We start from the raw sequence: 19,599 nt of genomic DNA on the forward strand, positions 1-19,599 counted from the left end.
AGTGTTTAGTTTAACATAAAAACCCATTCACTTCTCTCACGGGATAAAATCCACACCAAAATACACTTTACTTCACTATAATTTCTACAAATTTGGTTGATGCAGGAGATAGGGGGACAGTTTTCAAGTAGCAGACACCTATGTGCCTTTCTGGTATTGCTTCGAGCAATGGCACTTCATACACTAATCCATTGTTTAAATAATCCTGGGAGAATTCTTTGATCACACATGCGATTCCTAAATTAATTTTTGCAAACTCTAGTAGTAAGTCATAGGAACCTATTTCAAACTCTGGAGAAAGTTTAATGCCTTTCGTTAAGAGGAAGTCCTCTACATACCTTCTTGAATTGGAATTAGGCTCAAGAAAAATTAATGGCATTTTCATCAATTCTTGAAAACTCACTGGCTTGGATAGAATCCGCTTATATTTTTCCCCACAAACAAACACATCGTGGACTGCTCTGCTTGGAATTACTTCCAACGCTTGATCCATGACCGGTAAATTACATACTGCGATATCCACTTCACCAGACTTTAATAAGGCACATAACTCTATCGTAGTTCCATTAACAATTTTAAATTTAATATTTGGATAGTTTTTATAAAACTTTTCTAAAAAAGGTAGTAGAAAGTACTTAGAAATAGTGTCACCAACACCAATTTTTAACTCACCAGTAGTTAAATTCTTAAATTCCAATATCTTCTCTTCCCCTGTGCTGAGTAAATTAATGGCCGAGTGAACATACTCATACAGAAGACTGCCTTCATCCGTTAAGGTTACCCCTTTAGGAGTTCGGTTAAATAGTCGTGTATCTAGTTCTTTTTCTAGCTGCATAATGGCTTGACTTACAGCTGGCTGAGTCATGTAAAGACTTTTTGCTGCTTTAGAAAAACTTTGATTTTTTTCTACTGTCAAAAATATTCTATACAAATCAAGTTTGCTAATCATCATATAATTACTCCTTATATCTATCATTACTTATATTAATTTTACTTATATTTATGGCCTGTTGTATAGTTAAAATATCATATAATAACTTTGCAAAAACAAAGTTATACATTAAGGAGCGATTTTAGTGGAAAGAGTCGTTGGAACTGTTGTTAGAGGTTTACGTACCCCAATTATTAATAAGGGAGATCAAATAGAAGATATCGTTGTTGATAGTGTGTTAAAGGCTTCTGAAGTAGAAGGCTTCAACATTCAAGACAAAGATATCGTTACAATTACAGAATCAGTCGTTGCTCGTGCACAAGGTAATTATGCGACAGTCGATCATATTGCGAAAGATGTTCAATCAAAATTTGGTGAAGATACAGTTGGCGTTATTTTTCCAATCTTAAGTCGTAATCGTTTTTCCGTATTACTTCGCGGTATTGCTAAGGGTGCGAAAAAGGTTGTTATCATGCTAAGCTATCCTTCCGATGAAGTTGGTAACCACCTTGTGGACCTTGACCTTCTTGATGAAAAAGGTGTGAATCCTTGGACAGATGTTTTAACAGAAGCACAGTTTAGGGAGCATTTTGGATACAATAAGCACACTTTTACAGGTGTAGACTATATTGATTTTTACAAAGGCATTGTGGAAGAGGTTGGAGTAGAGTGTGAAGTTATTTTCTCTAATCACCCGAAGTCTATTCTTGAGTATACGAAGCAAGTTCTTGCTTGTGATATCCATACGAGAGCGCGAACAAAAAGGATATTAGAGGCGAATGGTGCAGAAAAAGTTTATACCTTAGACGATATTTTATCCAGTTCCATTGACGGTAGTGGGTTTAATGAAGAGTATGGCCTTCTCGGTTCAAATAAATCAACGGAAGAAACAGTAAAGTTGTTTCCTAACAATTGCCAGCCTATCGTTGATGCCATTCAGGAAAAGCTTAAAGGGAAAACTGGTAAAAATGTAGAAGTGATGGTTTATGGTGATGGTGCCTTTAAGGATCCAGTAGGGAAGATTTGGGAGTTAGCAGATCCAGTAGTTTCTCCAGCATACACAAAAGGTCTTGAAGGAACGCCTAATGAAGTAAAACTTAAGTATCTTGCTGATAATAACTTTGCTGATTTAAAAGGGGAAGAGTTACAAAAGGCTATTTCAAACTATATTGAAAATAAGGACGAGGATCTTGTGGGAGCTATGGAAGCGCAAGGAACAACTCCAAGAAAACTAACTGATCTAATCGGATCCCTTTCTGACTTAACCTCTGGTAGTGGAGATAAAGGAACACCAGTCATTTATATTCAAGGCTATTTCGATAATTATACGAAATAGAAATTCGGACGAAAAAACTCACTCAGTGACTCGAAGTTTATGAACTTCCTACTGAGTGAGTTTTTATTTTTTGTAAAATTATTTTCCTACATAATATGTTTCTGTTGGGCCAAGGTAACTATCAGCAGGTTTCTTGCCTTCAGGATAAATTACGAGTTTTTCTAAAACAAAGCCTGGGCTCACTGCATAGATTCTTAATGTATTTAAGCCTTCTTTGCAATTTATTTTACTAGTATGTGTGCGAATGTTATCAAGAACGCCTACTTCCCAATACTCCCCGTCGACACGATATCCTTCAGGAAGTGTATTCACGATGTTAACATCTTCCTCATTTACTTGGAGGCCACAGAAAATTTTATTTTCTTTCGTCACTGGGTTAGATGGTTGCATATAGAAATCAACCTCATAAGTACCAGCTTTTTGTACGACGAATTGATATTCAACGTAAGGTGCATCTTCACCGACAGTAAAAAATTCTGTTGTTGGGAATGCTTTTACGGCAGATAATGTTTTCCCATATCCCTCAAGTACTTCAAACCTACTCACATTAGTATTATTCCCTGATGCTTCTTGTTTTGACGCAAAGTGCTCGGCTTCAATGGAAATATATCCATTTGTATCAACAAAGGTCATTTCAGAAAGACCACTTACGTCCACTGGCTTGGCATTTACGATAATCGTGACTTTACCAACTGGTGTTTCCACTTCAATACTGCCTTCTGTTTCTCCATTCATGGCACTGCGGTCAACCTTTAATTGAATAACTTCCTCTGCTTTTTCCAACCCATCTAGGCTACCACTCGTTTTCGAACATGTAAGCCATGGCTGATTGCTTGTGATCTTATAATCAGCTTCAAGGTCACTGATGCTTGAAATTGTAAATGACGCTTCCTCAACATTTGGCTGTAAAAAGTCATCTAGGAATAGCTTATTTTTGTGCCATGGGCTACCTTCACTTTTTTGCTCCGTTCCATCAATCGTAACGACCAACCTTGGCTTATTAGCTGGCATCACGTTCATTAGAATTGGATTCTGACATTCGTCTTCGTTCCAATGAACAAAACCGATATGCTCTGAAAGTCCCATTCCATACCATTTACCATCTTCTATCGTATGATAATGATCGACTAACTCCCTATCTCTGATCAGACACTCTTTCATTTGTTCAGTAAGTTTGTTAGCTTCCATTTTGCCAAGCTTAGCAGCATAATGGTTTTTTCCAGCTAATAACCAAAGCTTTTGTAGATTGAGATTTCCGACAGCTGGATAATAAACTAAGGCAAAGTACTCTGGTAAGTTTTCAGTGGCAACACTGTTATATAACTCATCTGCTGTATTTAAAAGGTTGTCAATTTGCTTTAACAAATTGTCTGTTTCTTTATAATTTACTGGGTGATATACATTTACATTCATATGCTCTGGTCTACGACTATGGGCGATCTTTGTATAACCATTTATGAGGTCAAACATTTTCTCCATATCACCTTCTTGGAACACGGCGCCAAATTGCTTTTTAATCCATTGCTTCGTATAATCATCTGTTTTGTTTAAAGCATTCGTACCCCATTTTTCAAAATCATAAGCTAAATCTAGGAAATAAGATAATGGGAATTCCTGCGTTGCAACATCACCAACGTTAACGATCCAGAGGTCTCTAACACCGAAATCGTAAGCCTGACTCATTTGCTCCCAAACCTTTGGAAGGTAAGAGCTATTTACCCATTCATAAGAGATTGGCCCACCATGATAATCAAAGTGATAATACATACCATAACCACCTGAATGATTACGCATTTCTTTAGTTGGAAGTGTGCGTAGGTTTCCATGGTTATCATCACAGAGCATAAGGATAACATCTTCTAGCTCTTCGGAATTCATGAGCCCTTCCGTATTCTCATCTCCGTAAAAAAATGGTTCCACCTCTTTATATAAAGCAAGCATTCTTGGCACTTCTGAAAGGTTAGAATTTACATTTTCTTCGATCAACTTGTTTTGTGTCTGCAATACTTCACGCAATAGTTGGATATTATCCGCAAGTGTAGCGTCTTTCCCCATAATGGACGTGTCTTGTTCTCCACGCATACCGACAGTAATCACATTCTCGAACTTACCACCGCGCTTCAGACCATCTTCCCAAAACTTTGTAATTCCTTCTTTATTAGAGATGAAGTTCCAAGCATCTCCGTATTTAGAATCTTCTCCGCGTAAATAACGGTACTCCTCACCATAGCGTAAGCAAGGCTCGTGGTGAGAAGCTCCCATAACTACACCATACTCATCTGCTAGCTCAGCATTCCCTAAGCCTGGTCCCTCGTCAAAAAATCGAGCTGACCACATAGCAGGCCACATGTAATTACCTTTCATTCTAAGAAGCAACTCAAAAATATGCTCATACATTTGCGCATTAAAGCCACCGAACCTCTTCATCGTCCAGTTTCCAAATGCTGGCCACTCATCATTGATAAAGAAACCACGGTAGCGTACAGATGGCTCTTTAGAAACATATTTCATGTCTCCACTTAAGGAAAAGGATTCCCTTCGTTGTGGCTTCACGCCTGCCCAATCCACCAAAGGAGATACATTAAGTAGCTCTGATAAGTGGAATAGACCGTATATTGTTCCACGCTTATCGCTTCCTGCAATGACAAGTGCTTGCTCTACACCTTCAAATGGACTTTCAACCACTTGGAATAAAAATACTTCTCTTTTCCCTTTAATTTCAGAGAGGTCAATTAGTTTTTTCTCATCAAGCTCCTGAAGTATCGGACTTTGACCAACTGTCCCATATAAAACTGCTGTTTTTCCTAGGTTATTTCTGTTAGTTGTAGATGCTGGTGCATGTCCGAAAACCAACTCAAGGTCATGCATCACTTTTTTGGCAATTTTATTTACACCGCTGAAGGCTTCCTTCTCTTGAAAAAATAAGGAACCTGTCGTTGATGAATTTTTTAACAACGTTTGATTTATTACGTATTCTAACAAAACAAAACATCCTTTCTCATTGAAGATTTGATTAACATTGAATTATTATTACGCTCATTTATGTACCCTGTATTTCTTTTATGACTTATCTATTTCTTAGTGTGTCCATTTTCAGAAATCTATTTAAACACGACAACTACAGAGGAGACAGACGAGTTTAAAAAATAATGAAAACGTTGTTAATGTAATCTGTGTTAAATAGCAAAGTTGTAAATGGGTTGGTATTGGTGGCTCTTATCGACAGATTGCTGTGTTCTAGCTTCAAATCTGTCGGTATTGCTGGCTCTTATCGACAGATTTGCGTTTTCTAGCTTCAATTCTGTCGGTATTGGTGGCTCTTATCGACAGATTTACGTGTTCTAGCTTCAAATCTGTCGGTATTCCTCTTCCTTATCGACAGATTTGCGTGTTCTAGCTTCAAATCTGTCGGTATTCCTGGCTCTTATCGACAGATTTGCGTCTCCAAACTTCAAATCTGTCGGTATTCCTGGCTCTTTTCGACAGATTTGCGTCTCCAAACTTCAAATCTGTCGGTATTCCTCTTCCTTATCGACAGATTTGCGTCTCCAAACTTCGAATCTGTCGGTATTACTGGCTCTTTTCGACAGATTTGCGTTTTCTAGCTTCAAATCTGTCGGTATTCCTTGTTCTTATTGACAGTTTTCCATTTTCAAGCTTCAAATCTACCGGTATTCCTTGTTCTTATTGACAGTTTTCCGTTTTCTAGCTTCGAATTTGTCGGTATTGCTGGCTCTTATTGACAGATTTGCGTTTTCAAACTTCAAATCTGTCGGTATCCATTGCTCTTATCGGCAGATTTGCGTGTTCGAGCTTCAAATCTGTCGGTATACAAACCTCTTATCGACAGATTTACGTGTTCTAGCTTCAAATCTGTCGGTATTCATACCTCTTATCGATAAATTTCCGCCTTCAAGCATCTATCATTAACTGAAAGCATAGATACACACGATATCTATGCTAACGAAAGGAACCTAGTTCGTCAACCAATCGTAATGTCAGCTCAGCCCTATAATCCTCTAAATAAGACTATGAAATCCACTTGGGGTAGATTTTTCATATTAAACTAGCACTATTTCATATTTTTACTTTTAGTTTGAGCTGATAAGCAACACAAATATGGAAAAAAGGCATATTCAAACTGGCATTATTTCTTTTTCTATTCATCTTCAAACAAATAGAGAGGCATAGGAATATGTTTGATATCCTATGCCTGAACCTTATATACTTCACCTTTTATTCATTTTGAATTTAGTGCCACGAATGCTGATTTATCAGCAATTATTGTAACATTTGGGTGTTTTTTTAACATAGACGCAGGAAAATCTTCCGAGATATTACCATTTATTAATCTAGCTAACGGCTCTGCTTTATTTTCACCTGAAACAAGCAAAAGGATTTTTTTAGAATGCATAATCGTGGTTAAGCCCATTGTTATCGCTTTCTGGGGAACTTCATCCATAGAGGTGAAAAAACGAGCATTTGCTTTTCGAGTAGTGTCGTCTAACTCTACAACATGAGTACTACTGGAAAAAGGAGTCCCAGGTTCATTAAAACCTATATGGCCGTTCAATCCCAATCCAAGTACCTGTACATCTATGTATCCAGCTTCTTTAATACTTTTTTCGTAGTTTTCACACTCTTTTTCTAAGTGTTGGACCGTTCCATTTGGAATATTTACATTCTCCATATTTATATCAAGATGTTTAAAAAGTTTTTCTTTCATATAATAATGATAACTTTGAGGATTACCTTTACCTAAACCGACGTATTCATCAAGGTTAAAAGTTGTAACATCTTTAAACGAAAAGACATGATTATTATATTGATGGATCAACTCTTGATATAGCCCTTCAGGAGTAGATCCAGTGGCTAATCCTAGTACAGGGCTTTTCTTATGTTTAATTGTATTAATAATAATTGTGCTAGCAGTTTGGCTCATTTCACTATAATTTTCTACTTTTCTTATTTCCAACTTGATCCTCCTTTATAGGCAATTTCGCCTCTACAAATGGTATAAAAGATATTAAAATCATGGTCAACAAGTAAAAGATCAGCATCTTTACCAACAGCTATACTTCCTTTTTTATGAAAAATATTGAGTTGTTTCGCAATATTTACAGAAGTCATTTTAATAACATCCTCAAATGTAACTTTATTTATTTTTAGCATCAATTTAACAGCATCAATCATCCTTAAAACACTACCTGCAAGGATGCCATTTTCTAAAACGGCTCGCTCTTTTGAAACTTTCACCAACTGTCCTCCAAGCTCATAGTCTCCGGGGGAAAGTCCTTTAGCACGCATAGAATCTGTTATTAAAATCAATCTATCGCTACCTATATTATGAAAAACTAAATCTAGCATTTCCTTTGAAACATGTATTCCATCAGCAATAATCTCTGCTCTTAATTCCTTCATTTTAAAGGCAGCACCCACAGCACCAATATCACGATGATGGATACTAGTCATGGCATTACACAAGTGAGTTAATTGCCGGACACCACGTGACACGGCAAGCTTCATATCATCATAATTAATATTTGTGTGACCTGCCGATATATTTAAGGACGACTTATGCAAAGCAGTTAAAAATGAACCATCTACGTCAAGTTCAGGTGCAACAGTAATCGTCTTTATTTTATTTCCCGACACGCCTTGCCATCTGTTGAATAGTTTCAAATCTGGTTTGATTATATACTGTTTCGGTTGAGCGCCTGCTTTTTCTTTTTCCACAAATGGTCCTTCCAAATGAATTCCTAACATTTCAGCATGCTTCCTTTTATTCTCATACCATTTTAGGTTGGTTAATGCTTTATCAAGATTCTTTGTAGATTGTGTAATCGTTGTTGCTAAAAAACTTGTGGTGCCTTCACTTGGTAGTACTCCTGCAATAGTATCAATAGATTGTGGGGTGGCATCCATTACATCAGCACCATTTGCCCCATGAATATGACCGTCAATAAATCCTGGTACAGCACATAAACCCTTTCCATCCAACAACTTCACATGACCAGGTATTAAAGAAGGTGTATCAACGTATACCTTTTCAATCTTTCCTCGGTTCAAAAATAGAGTACCACCTTTTATTATTCCTTTTTCCGTATAAATATCTAAATTGGTTACTAACAACGATTGTTGAGGTTCCATTTTCAAAAACCTTTCTGCCTATAATTTAGACAAAACATATTAATAAAGCTTACTGGCTATGTTATCACTAACATCTCTCTTAATTTTCTCTGCTTTATCGTAATTTTTAATAGTTAGCCCCGTGCATATAAGATCAATTAAAAACAACTGTGTCACTTTAGATACTAATGATCCGCTATCTAAAGGGTTTTCCTTTGCTGAAGATAGTAACACGTAATCTGAATACTTCGTTAGGGGTGACTTCACATAATTCGTTAAGGCAACTACACTTGCATTTTTCTCTTTGGCATATGCAACACTATCAACGACATCTTTAGTACTTCCTGTTAAGCTTATTGCAATAACAACTGTTTTTTCATTCATAGATGCCGTACGCATAGTTTGAAAATGGGGGTCTGTTATGACACTAACCTGCTTACCAATACGCATTAACCTTGTTTGCATATCTAATGCGGCGATACCAGAAGACCCTATTCCAAATAAAACAACATCACTTGAACCTTCAATTAAATCTACACATTGTTGTAAAATATCCATATCAACAATGTCGTAAGAGTCCTCAATCGCTTGAACCATATTTTTTTTAATTTTTTCCATATATGTTTCGTCATTGTCATTACTGCCTTGAACTGTTACCTCTTGCGCAAACAAGAATTTAAAGTCTTGAAATCCTTTAAATCCTAATTTACGAAAAAATCGTAAAACGGTTGCTTCTGCAACACCACTTGCTTCTGATAATTCAGTTAATGAATGGTATAACACTTGCTGATTGTTTGTTTGAATATAATCGTAAATTTTATTTTCTGATTTCGTAAAATTAGGTTTATACTGTTCCATAGTAATTGATGGTTTCACTAGATTGTTTTGATTACTTACCATACGATAAATCTCCTCCCCTTACTTACTGGAAATAAAATGTTTAGTAGCTCCTAGTAAATTGGCTTTATTAGCATTATATGCTAATTTTATATATAATTTTCTTTTATGATTAGGCATAATTTTTTCATATAAAGACTCTTGAATGGCTTTTAACAAAAAATCACCTTGTGAAGATACTCCCCCGCCAATAATAATTGTATCTATATTTATTAAATGTACAACGGATGCAAGTCCTGTTGTAATATCATTAATCCAATGATTGAAAATTTCTATACCTAATTTATTTCCATCTCGAGTAATTTGAAAGAATTCCTTTAGCCCATATTTCTTATCCATTTTTTCAGATATGAGAAATTCAAGTGCCTTACTCGATGCATACTGCTCGAAGCAACCTAATTTACCACACGCACATTTTTTTCCGCCAGGATATAATGTAAGGTGACCAATTTCCCCAGCAGCATAAGAGGAGCCTCTATATAAACTACCATTTAGATACAAAGCACCACCAATACCTGTTCCAATTGTTACACATAAAAAATCACTTAGACCTTGGGCATTCCCTTTCCAAGATTCTCCGATTGCAGCACAGTTTACATCATTTTCTGCTCTGACAGATAGACCTGTATGCTTTTGTATTTCTTCTATTAAATTAATCCCAGTAAATCCAGGTATATTGTCATTAGCATAAATTACCAGTCCCTTATTAGTGTTAATCTGTCCTGCACTACTAACTGAAATACCCTTTATATTCCATTTACCCTTTAATTGTATCGCTTTTTCAATTACTTTGTTAACTACATACCTTCCTCCCATTATGGCATTCGTAGGATAAGAATCTTCCTCTAATATTTCTCCCAAAGAACTTACAATTCCATATTTAACAGATGTTCCACCAATATCAAAAGCTGCAATCAACATTCAAATACACCTCTATAAGAAAAATTGAAAAGAAAAACCTACACTTAGGTTTTTCTCTCCATTGATTACGGACTAAACAAATTCGGTAAAAATAGCACAAACTGTGGAAACACTGTGATGATAAGCAATGTTATAATTAGTGGTATTAAAAATGGTATAACACCTCTTGTAATAACATGCGTTGGTATGTTTCCTGTTTTTGACACGACAAACAATGCCATACCCATTGGGGGAGTTAATATTCCAACCATTAAATTCAAGATAACAATAATACCAAAATGTATTGGGTCAATTCCTGCAACTAAAATAACAGGTACAAGCATTGGTACTAATAAAATAAGTAGTGCTAATGATTCTATGAACATACCAAGTAAAATTAGCATAACATTAATTAATAGTAGTAATATTATTGGATTCTCTGTTACTGATAGGAAAAAGTTAGAAATTGATATTGCAATACGTTCATGAGCTATCATTTGTCCAAAAAATTCTACTGCCATAATCATTAATACGGCTACACCCGTCAATTTTAAGGAATTTACCACATTTTCATAAAATTTTCTAAATGTAAGCTCCTTATATATGAAGAACCCAAGAAACATGGCATAAACAGTTGCAACCACGGCAGCCTCAGTAGGTGTAAACATTCCCGAAAATATCCCCCCTATGATTAACAAAGGGGTTAAAAGTGCCCAAAATGCCCGTTTAAAATGATAAAAACGTTGTTTAATTGTTGCCTTTTCCTCCTTAGGAAATCCTCTTTTCTTAGCAAATGAATAAGCAACTATCATTAAACTTACAGACATAATTATCCCAGGAATTACTCCCGCTAGAAATAATTTTGCAATTGATTGATCTGATACTACACCATAAATGATTAGGGGAATGCTTGGTGGAATAATAGGTCCGATGATTGCAGAGGCTGCTGTGAGACCACCAGAGTAATCATCGTCATACTTTCCATCACGCATTGATTTAATTTCCAATTGTCCAAGTCCACCCGCATCCGCTAAGGCAGATCCAGACATCCCCGAGAACATCAAACTAGCCATAATATTTACGTGACCTAACCCTCCAGTGTAATGACCAACTAAGGATTTGGCAAAACTGAAAATTCTTTCTGTAATTCCTGAAGAATTCATTAAAGATCCTGTTAAAATAAAGAATGGTACAGCAAGTAATGAAAAAGTATCAATACTATCAACCAGCTTGGCACCTGTAAAGAATACTAAACTCCAATCATTAGTGACAAAATAGAGGAAAGTTGCAACTAGTAGTGTAAATCCAACTGGCATACCTAATAACAGTAGTATTATCCAAATAAGGAGAATGAAAAAGACATCCAATTACTCCATCCCCCTTTTCTGTCTAAACTCTTTAACATTTCTTTCAATTAATCTATATAGCATTAGAAGTGATAATACTGGTAGTGCTACGTACATATAACCATAGGAAAAATTAAGTGATACAATCTCTACTGGAAGTTTTCTCATTGTCATAATGTATCCAAGATATATTAGTAAAATAAGAACTATTCCCATGGTTATCTGAAATATATAGTGTAGGATAGTACGAATTTTTACAGGTAACTTATCAAAGAAATATTCAATTCTAACATGCCCATCATTTTTTATCTCCAAGGAAACGGCAAGATAGGCTACATATACAAACAAGAATCTTGCTAATTGTTCGGACCATATTATTGGATCATTCAGTACTTTTCTTGAAAAAATCTGAAAGACTAGTACAATTAACATTACTATAAACAATGATCCCCCAATAATTTCCTCTAGTTTATTAAACAATTTTCCCATTCTATTCACCTAAATTTGTATTAGATTATCTAGCATCGGCAATTTGTTGTAGATATGCTTCGCCGTCTCCCTCAATGTCTTCCAAGTATTTAGGATAAGCCTTTGATACTGCTTCCCTAAATTCTTCAAGGTTAGGTTCTGTCACCGTCACACCTTCAGACTTAAATTTATCTACTAAGCTAGCTTCTTCTTCTATAAATAGTTTAGTATGCTCTTCTGCTGCTTTTTGGATTCCATCCTCAAGAATTTTTTGTAAGTCTTCAGGAAGTGATTCAAACTTTGCATTATTAACAACATAGTTTGCATCATTTACTACGTGATTAGTTAGAGCTAAGTAATCTTGTACTTCGTAAAACTTTTGTGCGTCAATTGTTGATAGAGGATTCTCTTGTCCATCGACTGAATTTGTTTGTAGTGCTAAGTAAACTTCTGTAAAGGCCATTGGAGTTGGGGAGGCACCACTATATTCAGCATAATCGAGTAATGTATCAGCCTCTGGAACTCTTAATTTCAGTCTCTCCATATCTTGTAGTGATTCAATTGGACGGTTAGAAGTGGTTTGACGAGTTCCATTGTAAGCTGTCTCCGCTATCATCCAATTGTAATCCGCTTTTAATTCTTCATGAAGCTCTTTACCGAAATCAGTTTCATAGATTGCACGTCTAAGATGGTCCATATCATCAACAATGTATGGTAATCCGTATAAGGAGGCCCTTGGAACCCAGATTCCGAAACGGCCTGTCTCGGCAAGAGTGATGTCCAGTGCTTCTTCCCTAACTTGTTCAAGCATTGCCCGATCATCACCTAGTTGAGAATCAGCATAAATATTTATTATTAATCTTCCTCCACTTTCCTCTTCCACATAATTTGCAAGAACTTCTGCGGCTTTATATTCGTTTTGCGCAGTACCTGCAACCATACCAAACTTGAGTTCATAACTCTCTTCAGTTGAAGCAGATTCATCGTTGGAACAAGCTACCAATGTTAAAAGCAAGACAATTAAACTTATCAATAGTTTTTTCATCATCAGTTCCTCTCCCTTAAAATAATTTTCAAAACGCTTTCATTGTTTGAATAGTATCATTAGTGATAATAAACTGTCAATATTTAATTTTAAAATGATTGTTTATTGTCATCATTGATAATCTTCACTGTAAATATCTTTTTCCTATAGTATTGGCTACCTCTAGTTTTTCCGTTGCTAGTGGTTTCATTGGCTTCCTGCATACCCCTGCATCCACTCCTTTAGATTGTAAAATTTGCTTTATTGTTTGATATAATCCATTTTCTAAAACCTCAGAAATAAGATCATTCGTAACCTTTTGTATGGCAAGTGCCTCTTGTAACTGACCTTTCTGTACAAAGTCAAATATCTGTTTTGCCCGTTGACCATTAATATTAAATGTACTTCCAATTGCCCCATCCACGTTTAAAACACTAGCAGAAAGGAGCATTTCATCAAAACCTGAGTAAATGAGTTTATCTGGGAATGTATGTCTTATTCTTTCTAGCAAATAGAAATCTGGAGCTGTAAATTTCACGCCAATAACTTTACTATTATTAAATAATTCTGCAAACTGATCCAAATTCATATGAACCCCAGTTAAAGCTGGTATGGAGTATATTATTAATTGATTATCTACTTCTTTTAAAATAGTGTCATAATAATCTTTTATTTCTTCAAAATTAAACTTATAATAAAATGGTGTAACTGCAGAAATTGCATTATATCCCATGCCCGTTACAAATTTCCCCAAATCTATAGCCTCATCTATATTTAGTGAACCTATTTGAGCAATAAGCGGCACTTCTCCACCAACTTCGTCATAAACAGTTTCAAAAATTTGTTTCTTCTGTTCAGTTGAGATTAAAAAGTTTTCACCTGTGCTCCCATTTACATACAGGCCATCTACTTTACATACGTCCAGATTATAGCGAATAATTTCTCGTAGTCCTTTTTCATTAACATTACCCCTTTCGTCAAAGGAACACATAAGCGCTGAAAATATACCTTTCATAATAAATAACCCCTTTCAAAAATTAATCTTTCTTACCCAACACCTTTTCATTATCTTTTATTGCATGTACAAACTTTTCCGTTATTGACTTGGGCCGTGTTATGGCACTACCAACAACGACAGCATGAGCACCTAACTCGAGGGCCTTTTTAGCCTTTTCAGGTGTATCAAAGTTCCCTTCTGCAATAACAGGAATAGAGATGTGGTCTACCATTTGTTTTAGAATTTCTAAAGGTTCTAATTCCTTCGAATAACTGGTATATCCAGATAAAGTTGGTGCAACCACATCTACACCGGCTTCTTCAGCACCAATTGCCTCTTCTAATGTGGAGACATCTGCCATAAAGAACTGCTTTGGATACTTTCTTTTTACTTCATAAAAGAATTCGGGAAATAGTTTTCCATTTGGTCGTATTTGTTTAGTCGCATCCAATGCAATAATGTCTACTCCTTCTTGATGGAGTTCGTCAACCTCTTTCATTGATGGTGTTATAAACACATTGTTGTTTACATATTGCTTTTTAATTATGCCAATAATCGGAAGGTCTACTTCTTTTTTTATAGCCTGTATATCCTCAACCGTATTGGCACGAATTCCAGATGCGCCACCTAGTTTAGCCGCTAAAGCCATCCTGCCCATAATATATGGATCATGTAGTGGTTCATCTGCTAACGCCTGACAGGAAACGATTAGTTTCTTATTGATTTTATCTAATACGTTCATCCTTACACTCCTTACATTTTGACAATCACAAGAACTGGGAAACTTTGAAAACTATTTAAATTAACTATACTTTTATGACAACTAACTGTCAATATTTAATTTTATTTTGATTTATAATTATCATAACTGGTGTTTTTCTGAGCGAGATGAATGAATTCCGCTAGTCACTGGGTGTGGGAGCTAAACCATATTCCTGGTGATGAAAGGATGTATAAAATCATTCCTTTTAACAAAAGAAAAACACCTTGGGCTTTATTAACAGGCCCAATAGGTGCTTTTCATTTATTACCTCCCATTCCAGCATGAGATTTTTGCACACTGGTTGGCAGGCTAAGTCTATTTATTTATCCCCAAACTTTAATGTGGTTGCTGCCTTTTTTCAACTGACTAATTGGTCCTAAGACAGTGTTACCTTGTTTTTGGTTGCCCAATAGATCAGTATCAATGATGACTTTACTTCCATCTGGGTTTTCAAAGTCTGCATCTACAATTCGAACTCGTTCTAACGTATCTGTAGAATGAACCTCTCCTTGTAATGTTTCAAAATCCTCTGGAAGGTCGATGGATAAGTATACTTCGTTGCCTTCTTCAATGATGCGAATATTTGGATTGAACTCGTCAGAAACGATATTTTCTTTTTCCCTCTCAAATTGTACTGCACCATTAAAGTAAGCATTTTTATTAATATAAACAGGCTGTTCTACTTTATTGAATACGTCATGATCCCCATCTTCTTGGTGCACCGTCTCAATATACTCTTCAAGAGACGTCGTATATCCATTAAAATGTGAAGTCCCTACACGATCAAGCCCTTCATCACCTATGAATATATTATTGTAAAAACGATCATCACCGCCATATACTGGAGCGAATCCTGCCACTTCTGTACTGTGTGGTTCATGGTAAGGCGTTGCACGATCTAGCATTTTTAAATGCACCATTTTTCCACGAATGATGTTATTGATGTATGCGCCACCCTGTGCATGATTATCAAAAGCATAATCGGCAGTAAGAATATTGTGATCAACAATATGTGGGCCGCTAGTTACTTCGATAAATAAGTCCCTATTATTTCGGTAATAAATATTTCGGCTGACCCTTGTACCTTGAACTTGCCAATCTAGCCAAGTCCCTAGGGAGCAATCATGGATTCGATTGTCGTAAATTTGTACATCAATTGCTGCATGTAGCTTAATGCCAGCTATCTCATGTCCGTAAAACTCACGCTTTAATGCAATATTATAAATATGGTTATTATAAATTTCACTGAAAACACAGCCTAAGTGTCCAACAATACCGTTTTGTCCGCAATCATAAATCGTATTATTACGTATGATATGTGAGCCAATTTTTTCTTTACTCCATCCAACTTGTTTCGCCTTAAATACTGATTCCAGCTGATATTGATAACCAGGCTTATCTTTGCGAATTGTACGGAAGTTGTGTCCTGTTGATCCTTCCTTCCCGATACTGATTGCGCTACATTTGGAGTCATGGATAATGTTATCCTCAATGATCCACCCTTTACTCCAATGTGCACCAATTAAACCAGGTTGGTCTGCTGTAGGAGGCGTCCAAGGAGTTGCAGCTTGCGCCATTTCAAAGCCCCTAACAGTAATATAGTTGATCCCTGTTTTTTCAGGATAAAAACAGCTCTTACGCACATTAATTTCTACTAATTCTTCATTCGGATCATAGTCATGGAAATTAGCAAAGATGGTTGTGTTTTCTTCATCTACTTCTGTAAACCAGACATATTTCGTCTGTTCTGGATCATGACTTGGAACGACTGTCCTCGTCCAATGGTCTAACACTTCCGTTACTATTTCAGGGTTTACTAATTGTTCATACGTTTCTTTTTCATAAAAGGACTTTCCATTTAAATAAACATCACCTAAATGTCTTCCAGGATTGTATACGACCCAGTCACCGAAGATCTCTTCCTTGTATGGATTATACTCACCAAAGAATTCGTTAGGTAATACGGTTTTCCAAATGCTTCCCTCAACTTTTTCCCAGCTTTGGATACGCTCGGAACCTTTAATAATTACCTTTTCTCCCTCAGCTGCTTGATAAGTGATCCTTCTATGGTCACTTATTCCCCCAAACTTAGGTTTTACCCATTCACGATATTCACCTTCATGGACAATAACTGTATCACCTGCAGCCGCAACCTCTGCCGCTTGACTGATTGTTAAAAATGGGGCCTCTTTCGTTCCCTTCCCCTGAGTTGATCCTTGCTTTGATACGAAGTATGTATGAGCCATTCTATTACCTCCCTGAGTTTAAACTATATCTATTATAGGGTTTTAAAACGCTTTCTTTCTATACGAAATATAGTATAATTTAGGACAATATTAGTGTTTTAAGATAGGAGGCGTGCGAATTGTTTTTCTTTGAACACCATGGCGTTGATGAAAAGGAGTCTTTTCTTTTTTCACACTTAACAGATTATTCCTTCCCGCTACATTTTCATCGTGCTTACGAGTTTATTTATGTCATTGATGGGGAATTGTCCGTTTCCATTGATAAAAATGAATATACCCTCCGAAAAAATGATGCTGCTTTTATTTTTCCGAACCAAATTCATGAATTTAAAACGATAGATCACTCCAAGATTACTATCGTTATATTCTCACCGGAATTAGTCGGACACTTTTATATGAATTATAAAGGTGTTGTACCTGAAAATAATGTTTTTTCAATGGCCGCGTTCCCAGACTTGGACTTGTTCAACTCAATTTATAAAAAGAAGAGCTTCTTATACGATTTATGTAGTAGGTTAGAAAGCAGTACTCCGTTCGTTCCAGTCGAAAAATCTACGAGAATGAGAGTTTTATATAAGATTCTTCTTTATGTTGACGAGAATTATATGAATGATTGCACGTTAAAAACGGTAGCTCAAAGCCTCCAATATGATTACGCATATTTGTCCAAACTATTTTTCCAGACAACCAATATGACGTTCACTGATTACTTGAATCGTTATCGTATCTTACAAGCCTGTTATCGTTTAAAAAATAATCAAGAATCTATTTATGAAGTGGCTCTTAACTGTGGATACACCAATCTTAGATCTTTCAATCGTAATTTTAGAAGAATTATGAATCAGTCTCCTCGGGAGTATAGGGAAGTGGTGTAGGGGTTGGGGTTCGGAATGGAGGTGGGGGTAGTGTTAGGGCTGATGCTGGGTGGGGGGGTGATGCTGAGCATGCTTAGTGCTGGTGCTTATTAATAGTATTTTTTCGACGTTATTTACATTTTGAAAAACTTATGCGTTCAATAAAGTTAACAGTTTATTCACATTTTGAGAAGGAGAACTTGAGAAACTTCTATAATATATATAGAGATAAGAAAGGGAGTGACATATGTTATTGAAAGAAAGAACTGAATCAGATGAATTGCTCATCATGCGTTACTTAAATAGGCGAATGAAGCTTGATGAGAAGGAAAAGTTTCGCTATATGAATCTTGAAAAAGGCTATGAAGGTGAGGTGAAATTTGATGAACTACTGGAAAATCTTCAAGAAGAAAGGTTTGTTATTAATGATTTGCTACTAGAGTTAAACAACTCCTATTTTCAAATTGATACATTGATTATTTCACAAGGAATCATTCACCTAATTGATATTAAGAATTTTGAAGGTGATTGTTACTTGGAATCGGACAAGCTTTTCTCCGTAAAAACCGGCTGGGAATATAAAAATCCCATAAATCAGTTAAAAAGAAGTGAAACACTCTTCTCTCAATTGCTAAAAAAACTAAAATATACTTATCTCATTAAATCCTCCGTTGTCTTCATCAATCCCGAATTCACCTTATACCAAGCTTCAATGGACCAACCTATAATACTTCCATCTCAAGTCAATCGCTTTATTAAAGAATTAAATAACACACCTTCCAAACTAAATTATAGTGACAAAGAACTCGCACAAAAATTAATCTCGTTACACCAGCCAAAGAATCCTTTCCACCGTCTACCTAACTTTAGTTATGAGCAACTTCAAAAGGGTGTTTATTGTAATCATTGTTTTTCCTTTCTTATGTTAATTAAAAATCATAGTTTTGTATGTAAAAACTGCGGTAATCATGAAAAAATAAAAAAGGTAATTTTGCGTCACACAAAGGAATATCAGCTGCTGTTTCCAGATCGTAAAATTACAACAAACAATATATTTGAATGGTGTAATGTAGAGTTAAACCAATCGACTGTTTATAGGGTATTAAAAGAGAACTATACTGCTTTTGGAAAGAAAAAAAATACGTATTATGAATAAGTGATTTATGATTTAGTCAATCTGATTTGGGTGCGCGTGCAGGTGTCGTTGCTTTCTTCTTCGTTCATTAGTGTTGCTAATAATGGCTTTTAAAGAGTGTTTTCTGTGTTAGATTCTAGAAACTAGCTATATTGGTTTTGCATTAGACAGTTTTCAGTTTAGCTTGCTGAAAACTGTCTTTATTTTTTTGCTCTTATCGACAGTTTTTCGTCTTCTTGCTTCAAATCTGTCGGTATCCTCTGCTCTTATCGACAGTTTTTCATTTCCTTGCTTCAAATCTGCCGGTATTCTTTGCTCTTATCGACAGTTTTTCAGTTCCTAGCTTCAATTCTGTCGGTATTCTTTGCTCTTATCGACAGATTTCTGATTTCAAACTTCAAATCTGTCGGTATTCATACCTCTTATCGACAGATTTCTGATTTCAAACTTCAAATCTGTCGGTATTCATACCTCTTATCGACAGTTTTGCATTTTCAAACTTCAAATCTGACGGTATCCTCTCCTCTTATCGACAGTTTTTCGTTTTCAAACTTCAAATCTGTCGGTATTCTC

Annotated in this window: 15 protein-coding genes; 3 read left to right on the forward strand and 12 right to left on the reverse strand. The window is 35.9% G+C overall.

All coding sequences use genetic code 11. The annotated features are described in order from the left end of the window. Nucleotides 1–67: 67 nt before the first annotated feature. Nucleotides 68–949 carry a LysR family transcriptional regulator gene (locus BW724_RS22190; RefSeq protein ID WP_088078166.1) on the reverse strand — a complete coding sequence of 294 codons (882 nt, stop codon included), beginning with the start codon at nucleotides 947–949 and terminating at the stop codon, nucleotides 68–70. Nucleotides 950–1,076: 127 nt separating this feature from the next. On the opposite strand from BW724_RS22190, the gene BW724_RS22195 reads away from it, so the two are divergent. Continuing rightward, a complete protein-coding gene (locus BW724_RS22195; RefSeq protein WP_088077278.1) occupies nucleotides 1,077–2,267 on the forward strand; it encodes a coenzyme F420-0:L-glutamate ligase in 1,191 nt (396 codons plus the stop codon). Between the two features lie 78 nt (nucleotides 2,268–2,345). On the opposite strand, the gene BW724_RS22200 is transcribed toward BW724_RS22195, so the two are convergent. From BW724_RS22200 to BW724_RS22245, 11 genes are all read right to left on the reverse strand, one after another. Next, nucleotides 2,346–5,249, reverse strand: a complete 2,904-nt coding sequence (locus BW724_RS22200; protein WP_088077280.1) for a glycosyl hydrolase 115 family protein — start codon at nucleotides 5,247–5,249, stop codon at nucleotides 2,346–2,348. A 1,258-nt stretch (nucleotides 5,250–6,507) separates the two neighbouring features. Then, the gene (nagB, locus tag BW724_RS22205; RefSeq protein WP_088077282.1) at nucleotides 6,508–7,242 is read right to left on the reverse strand and encodes a glucosamine-6-phosphate deaminase; all 735 of its coding nucleotides are present in this window, start codon (nucleotides 7,240–7,242) and stop codon (nucleotides 6,508–6,510) included. After that, a complete protein-coding gene (gene nagA / locus BW724_RS22210) occupies nucleotides 7,233–8,417 on the reverse strand; it encodes an N-acetylglucosamine-6-phosphate deacetylase (protein WP_088077284.1) in 1,185 nt (394 codons plus the stop codon). Before nagA ends, nagB begins: the two co-directional genes overlap by 10 nt. Before the next feature lie 39 nt (nucleotides 8,418–8,456). After that, nucleotides 8,457–9,296, reverse strand: coding sequence for a MurR/RpiR family transcriptional regulator (locus tag BW724_RS22215; protein WP_088077286.1), 840 nt, complete (start codon nucleotides 9,294–9,296; stop codon nucleotides 8,457–8,459). An 18-nt stretch (nucleotides 9,297–9,314) separates the two neighbouring features. Then, nucleotides 9,315–10,214 (reverse strand): ROK family protein, encoded by a 900-nt coding sequence (locus tag BW724_RS22220; protein WP_088077288.1) that lies wholly within the window; start codon nucleotides 10,212–10,214, stop codon nucleotides 9,315–9,317. A gap of 65 nt (nucleotides 10,215–10,279) precedes the next feature. Next, nucleotides 10,280–11,560, reverse strand: a complete 1,281-nt coding sequence (locus BW724_RS22225) for a TRAP transporter large permease (protein ID WP_268876166.1) — start codon at nucleotides 11,558–11,560, stop codon at nucleotides 10,280–10,282. Further along, complete coding sequence (locus BW724_RS24195; RefSeq protein WP_216943359.1) at nucleotides 11,561–12,028, reverse strand: TRAP transporter small permease; 468 nt, start codon at nucleotides 12,026–12,028, stop codon at nucleotides 11,561–11,563. Nucleotides 12,029–12,053: 25 nt separating this feature from the next. After that, nucleotides 12,054–13,055 (reverse strand): sialic acid TRAP transporter substrate-binding protein SiaP, encoded by a 1,002-nt coding sequence (locus tag BW724_RS22230; protein WP_235849049.1) that lies wholly within the window; start codon nucleotides 13,053–13,055, stop codon nucleotides 12,054–12,056. 121 nt (nucleotides 13,056–13,176) lie between these two features. Continuing rightward, nucleotides 13,177–14,046, reverse strand: a complete 870-nt coding sequence (locus tag BW724_RS22235; protein WP_088077290.1) for an N-acetylneuraminate lyase — start codon at nucleotides 14,044–14,046, stop codon at nucleotides 13,177–13,179. 22 nt (nucleotides 14,047–14,068) lie between these two features. Continuing rightward, nucleotides 14,069–14,770 carry an N-acetylmannosamine-6-phosphate 2-epimerase gene (locus BW724_RS22240; protein WP_088077292.1) on the reverse strand — a complete coding sequence of 234 codons (702 nt, stop codon included), beginning with the start codon at nucleotides 14,768–14,770 and terminating at the stop codon, nucleotides 14,069–14,071. A gap of 344 nt (nucleotides 14,771–15,114) precedes the next feature. Next, entirely contained in the window at nucleotides 15,115–17,037 is a 1,923-nt protein-coding gene (locus BW724_RS22245; protein ID WP_088077294.1) for a right-handed parallel beta-helix repeat-containing protein, read from the reverse strand. A 119-nt stretch (nucleotides 17,038–17,156) separates the two neighbouring features. Here BW724_RS22245 and BW724_RS22250 point away from each other — a divergent pair, with 119 nt between their 5' ends. Next, nucleotides 17,157–17,912: an AraC family transcriptional regulator gene (locus BW724_RS22250; RefSeq protein WP_088077296.1), complete on the forward strand. Its 756-nt coding sequence runs from the start codon at nucleotides 17,157–17,159 to the stop codon at nucleotides 17,910–17,912. Nucleotides 17,913–18,138: 226 nt separating this feature from the next. Continuing rightward, nucleotides 18,139–19,047, forward strand: a complete 909-nt coding sequence (locus tag BW724_RS22255) for a nuclease-related domain-containing protein (RefSeq protein WP_088077298.1) — start codon at nucleotides 18,139–18,141, stop codon at nucleotides 19,045–19,047. Nucleotides 19,048–19,599: the final 552 nt, after the last annotated feature.

It is taken from the genome of Litchfieldia alkalitelluris, from assembly GCF_002153425.1.
In the GTDB taxonomy this organism is placed as follows: domain Bacteria; phylum Bacillota; class Bacilli; order Bacillales; family Salisediminibacteriaceae; genus Evansella; species Evansella alkalicola.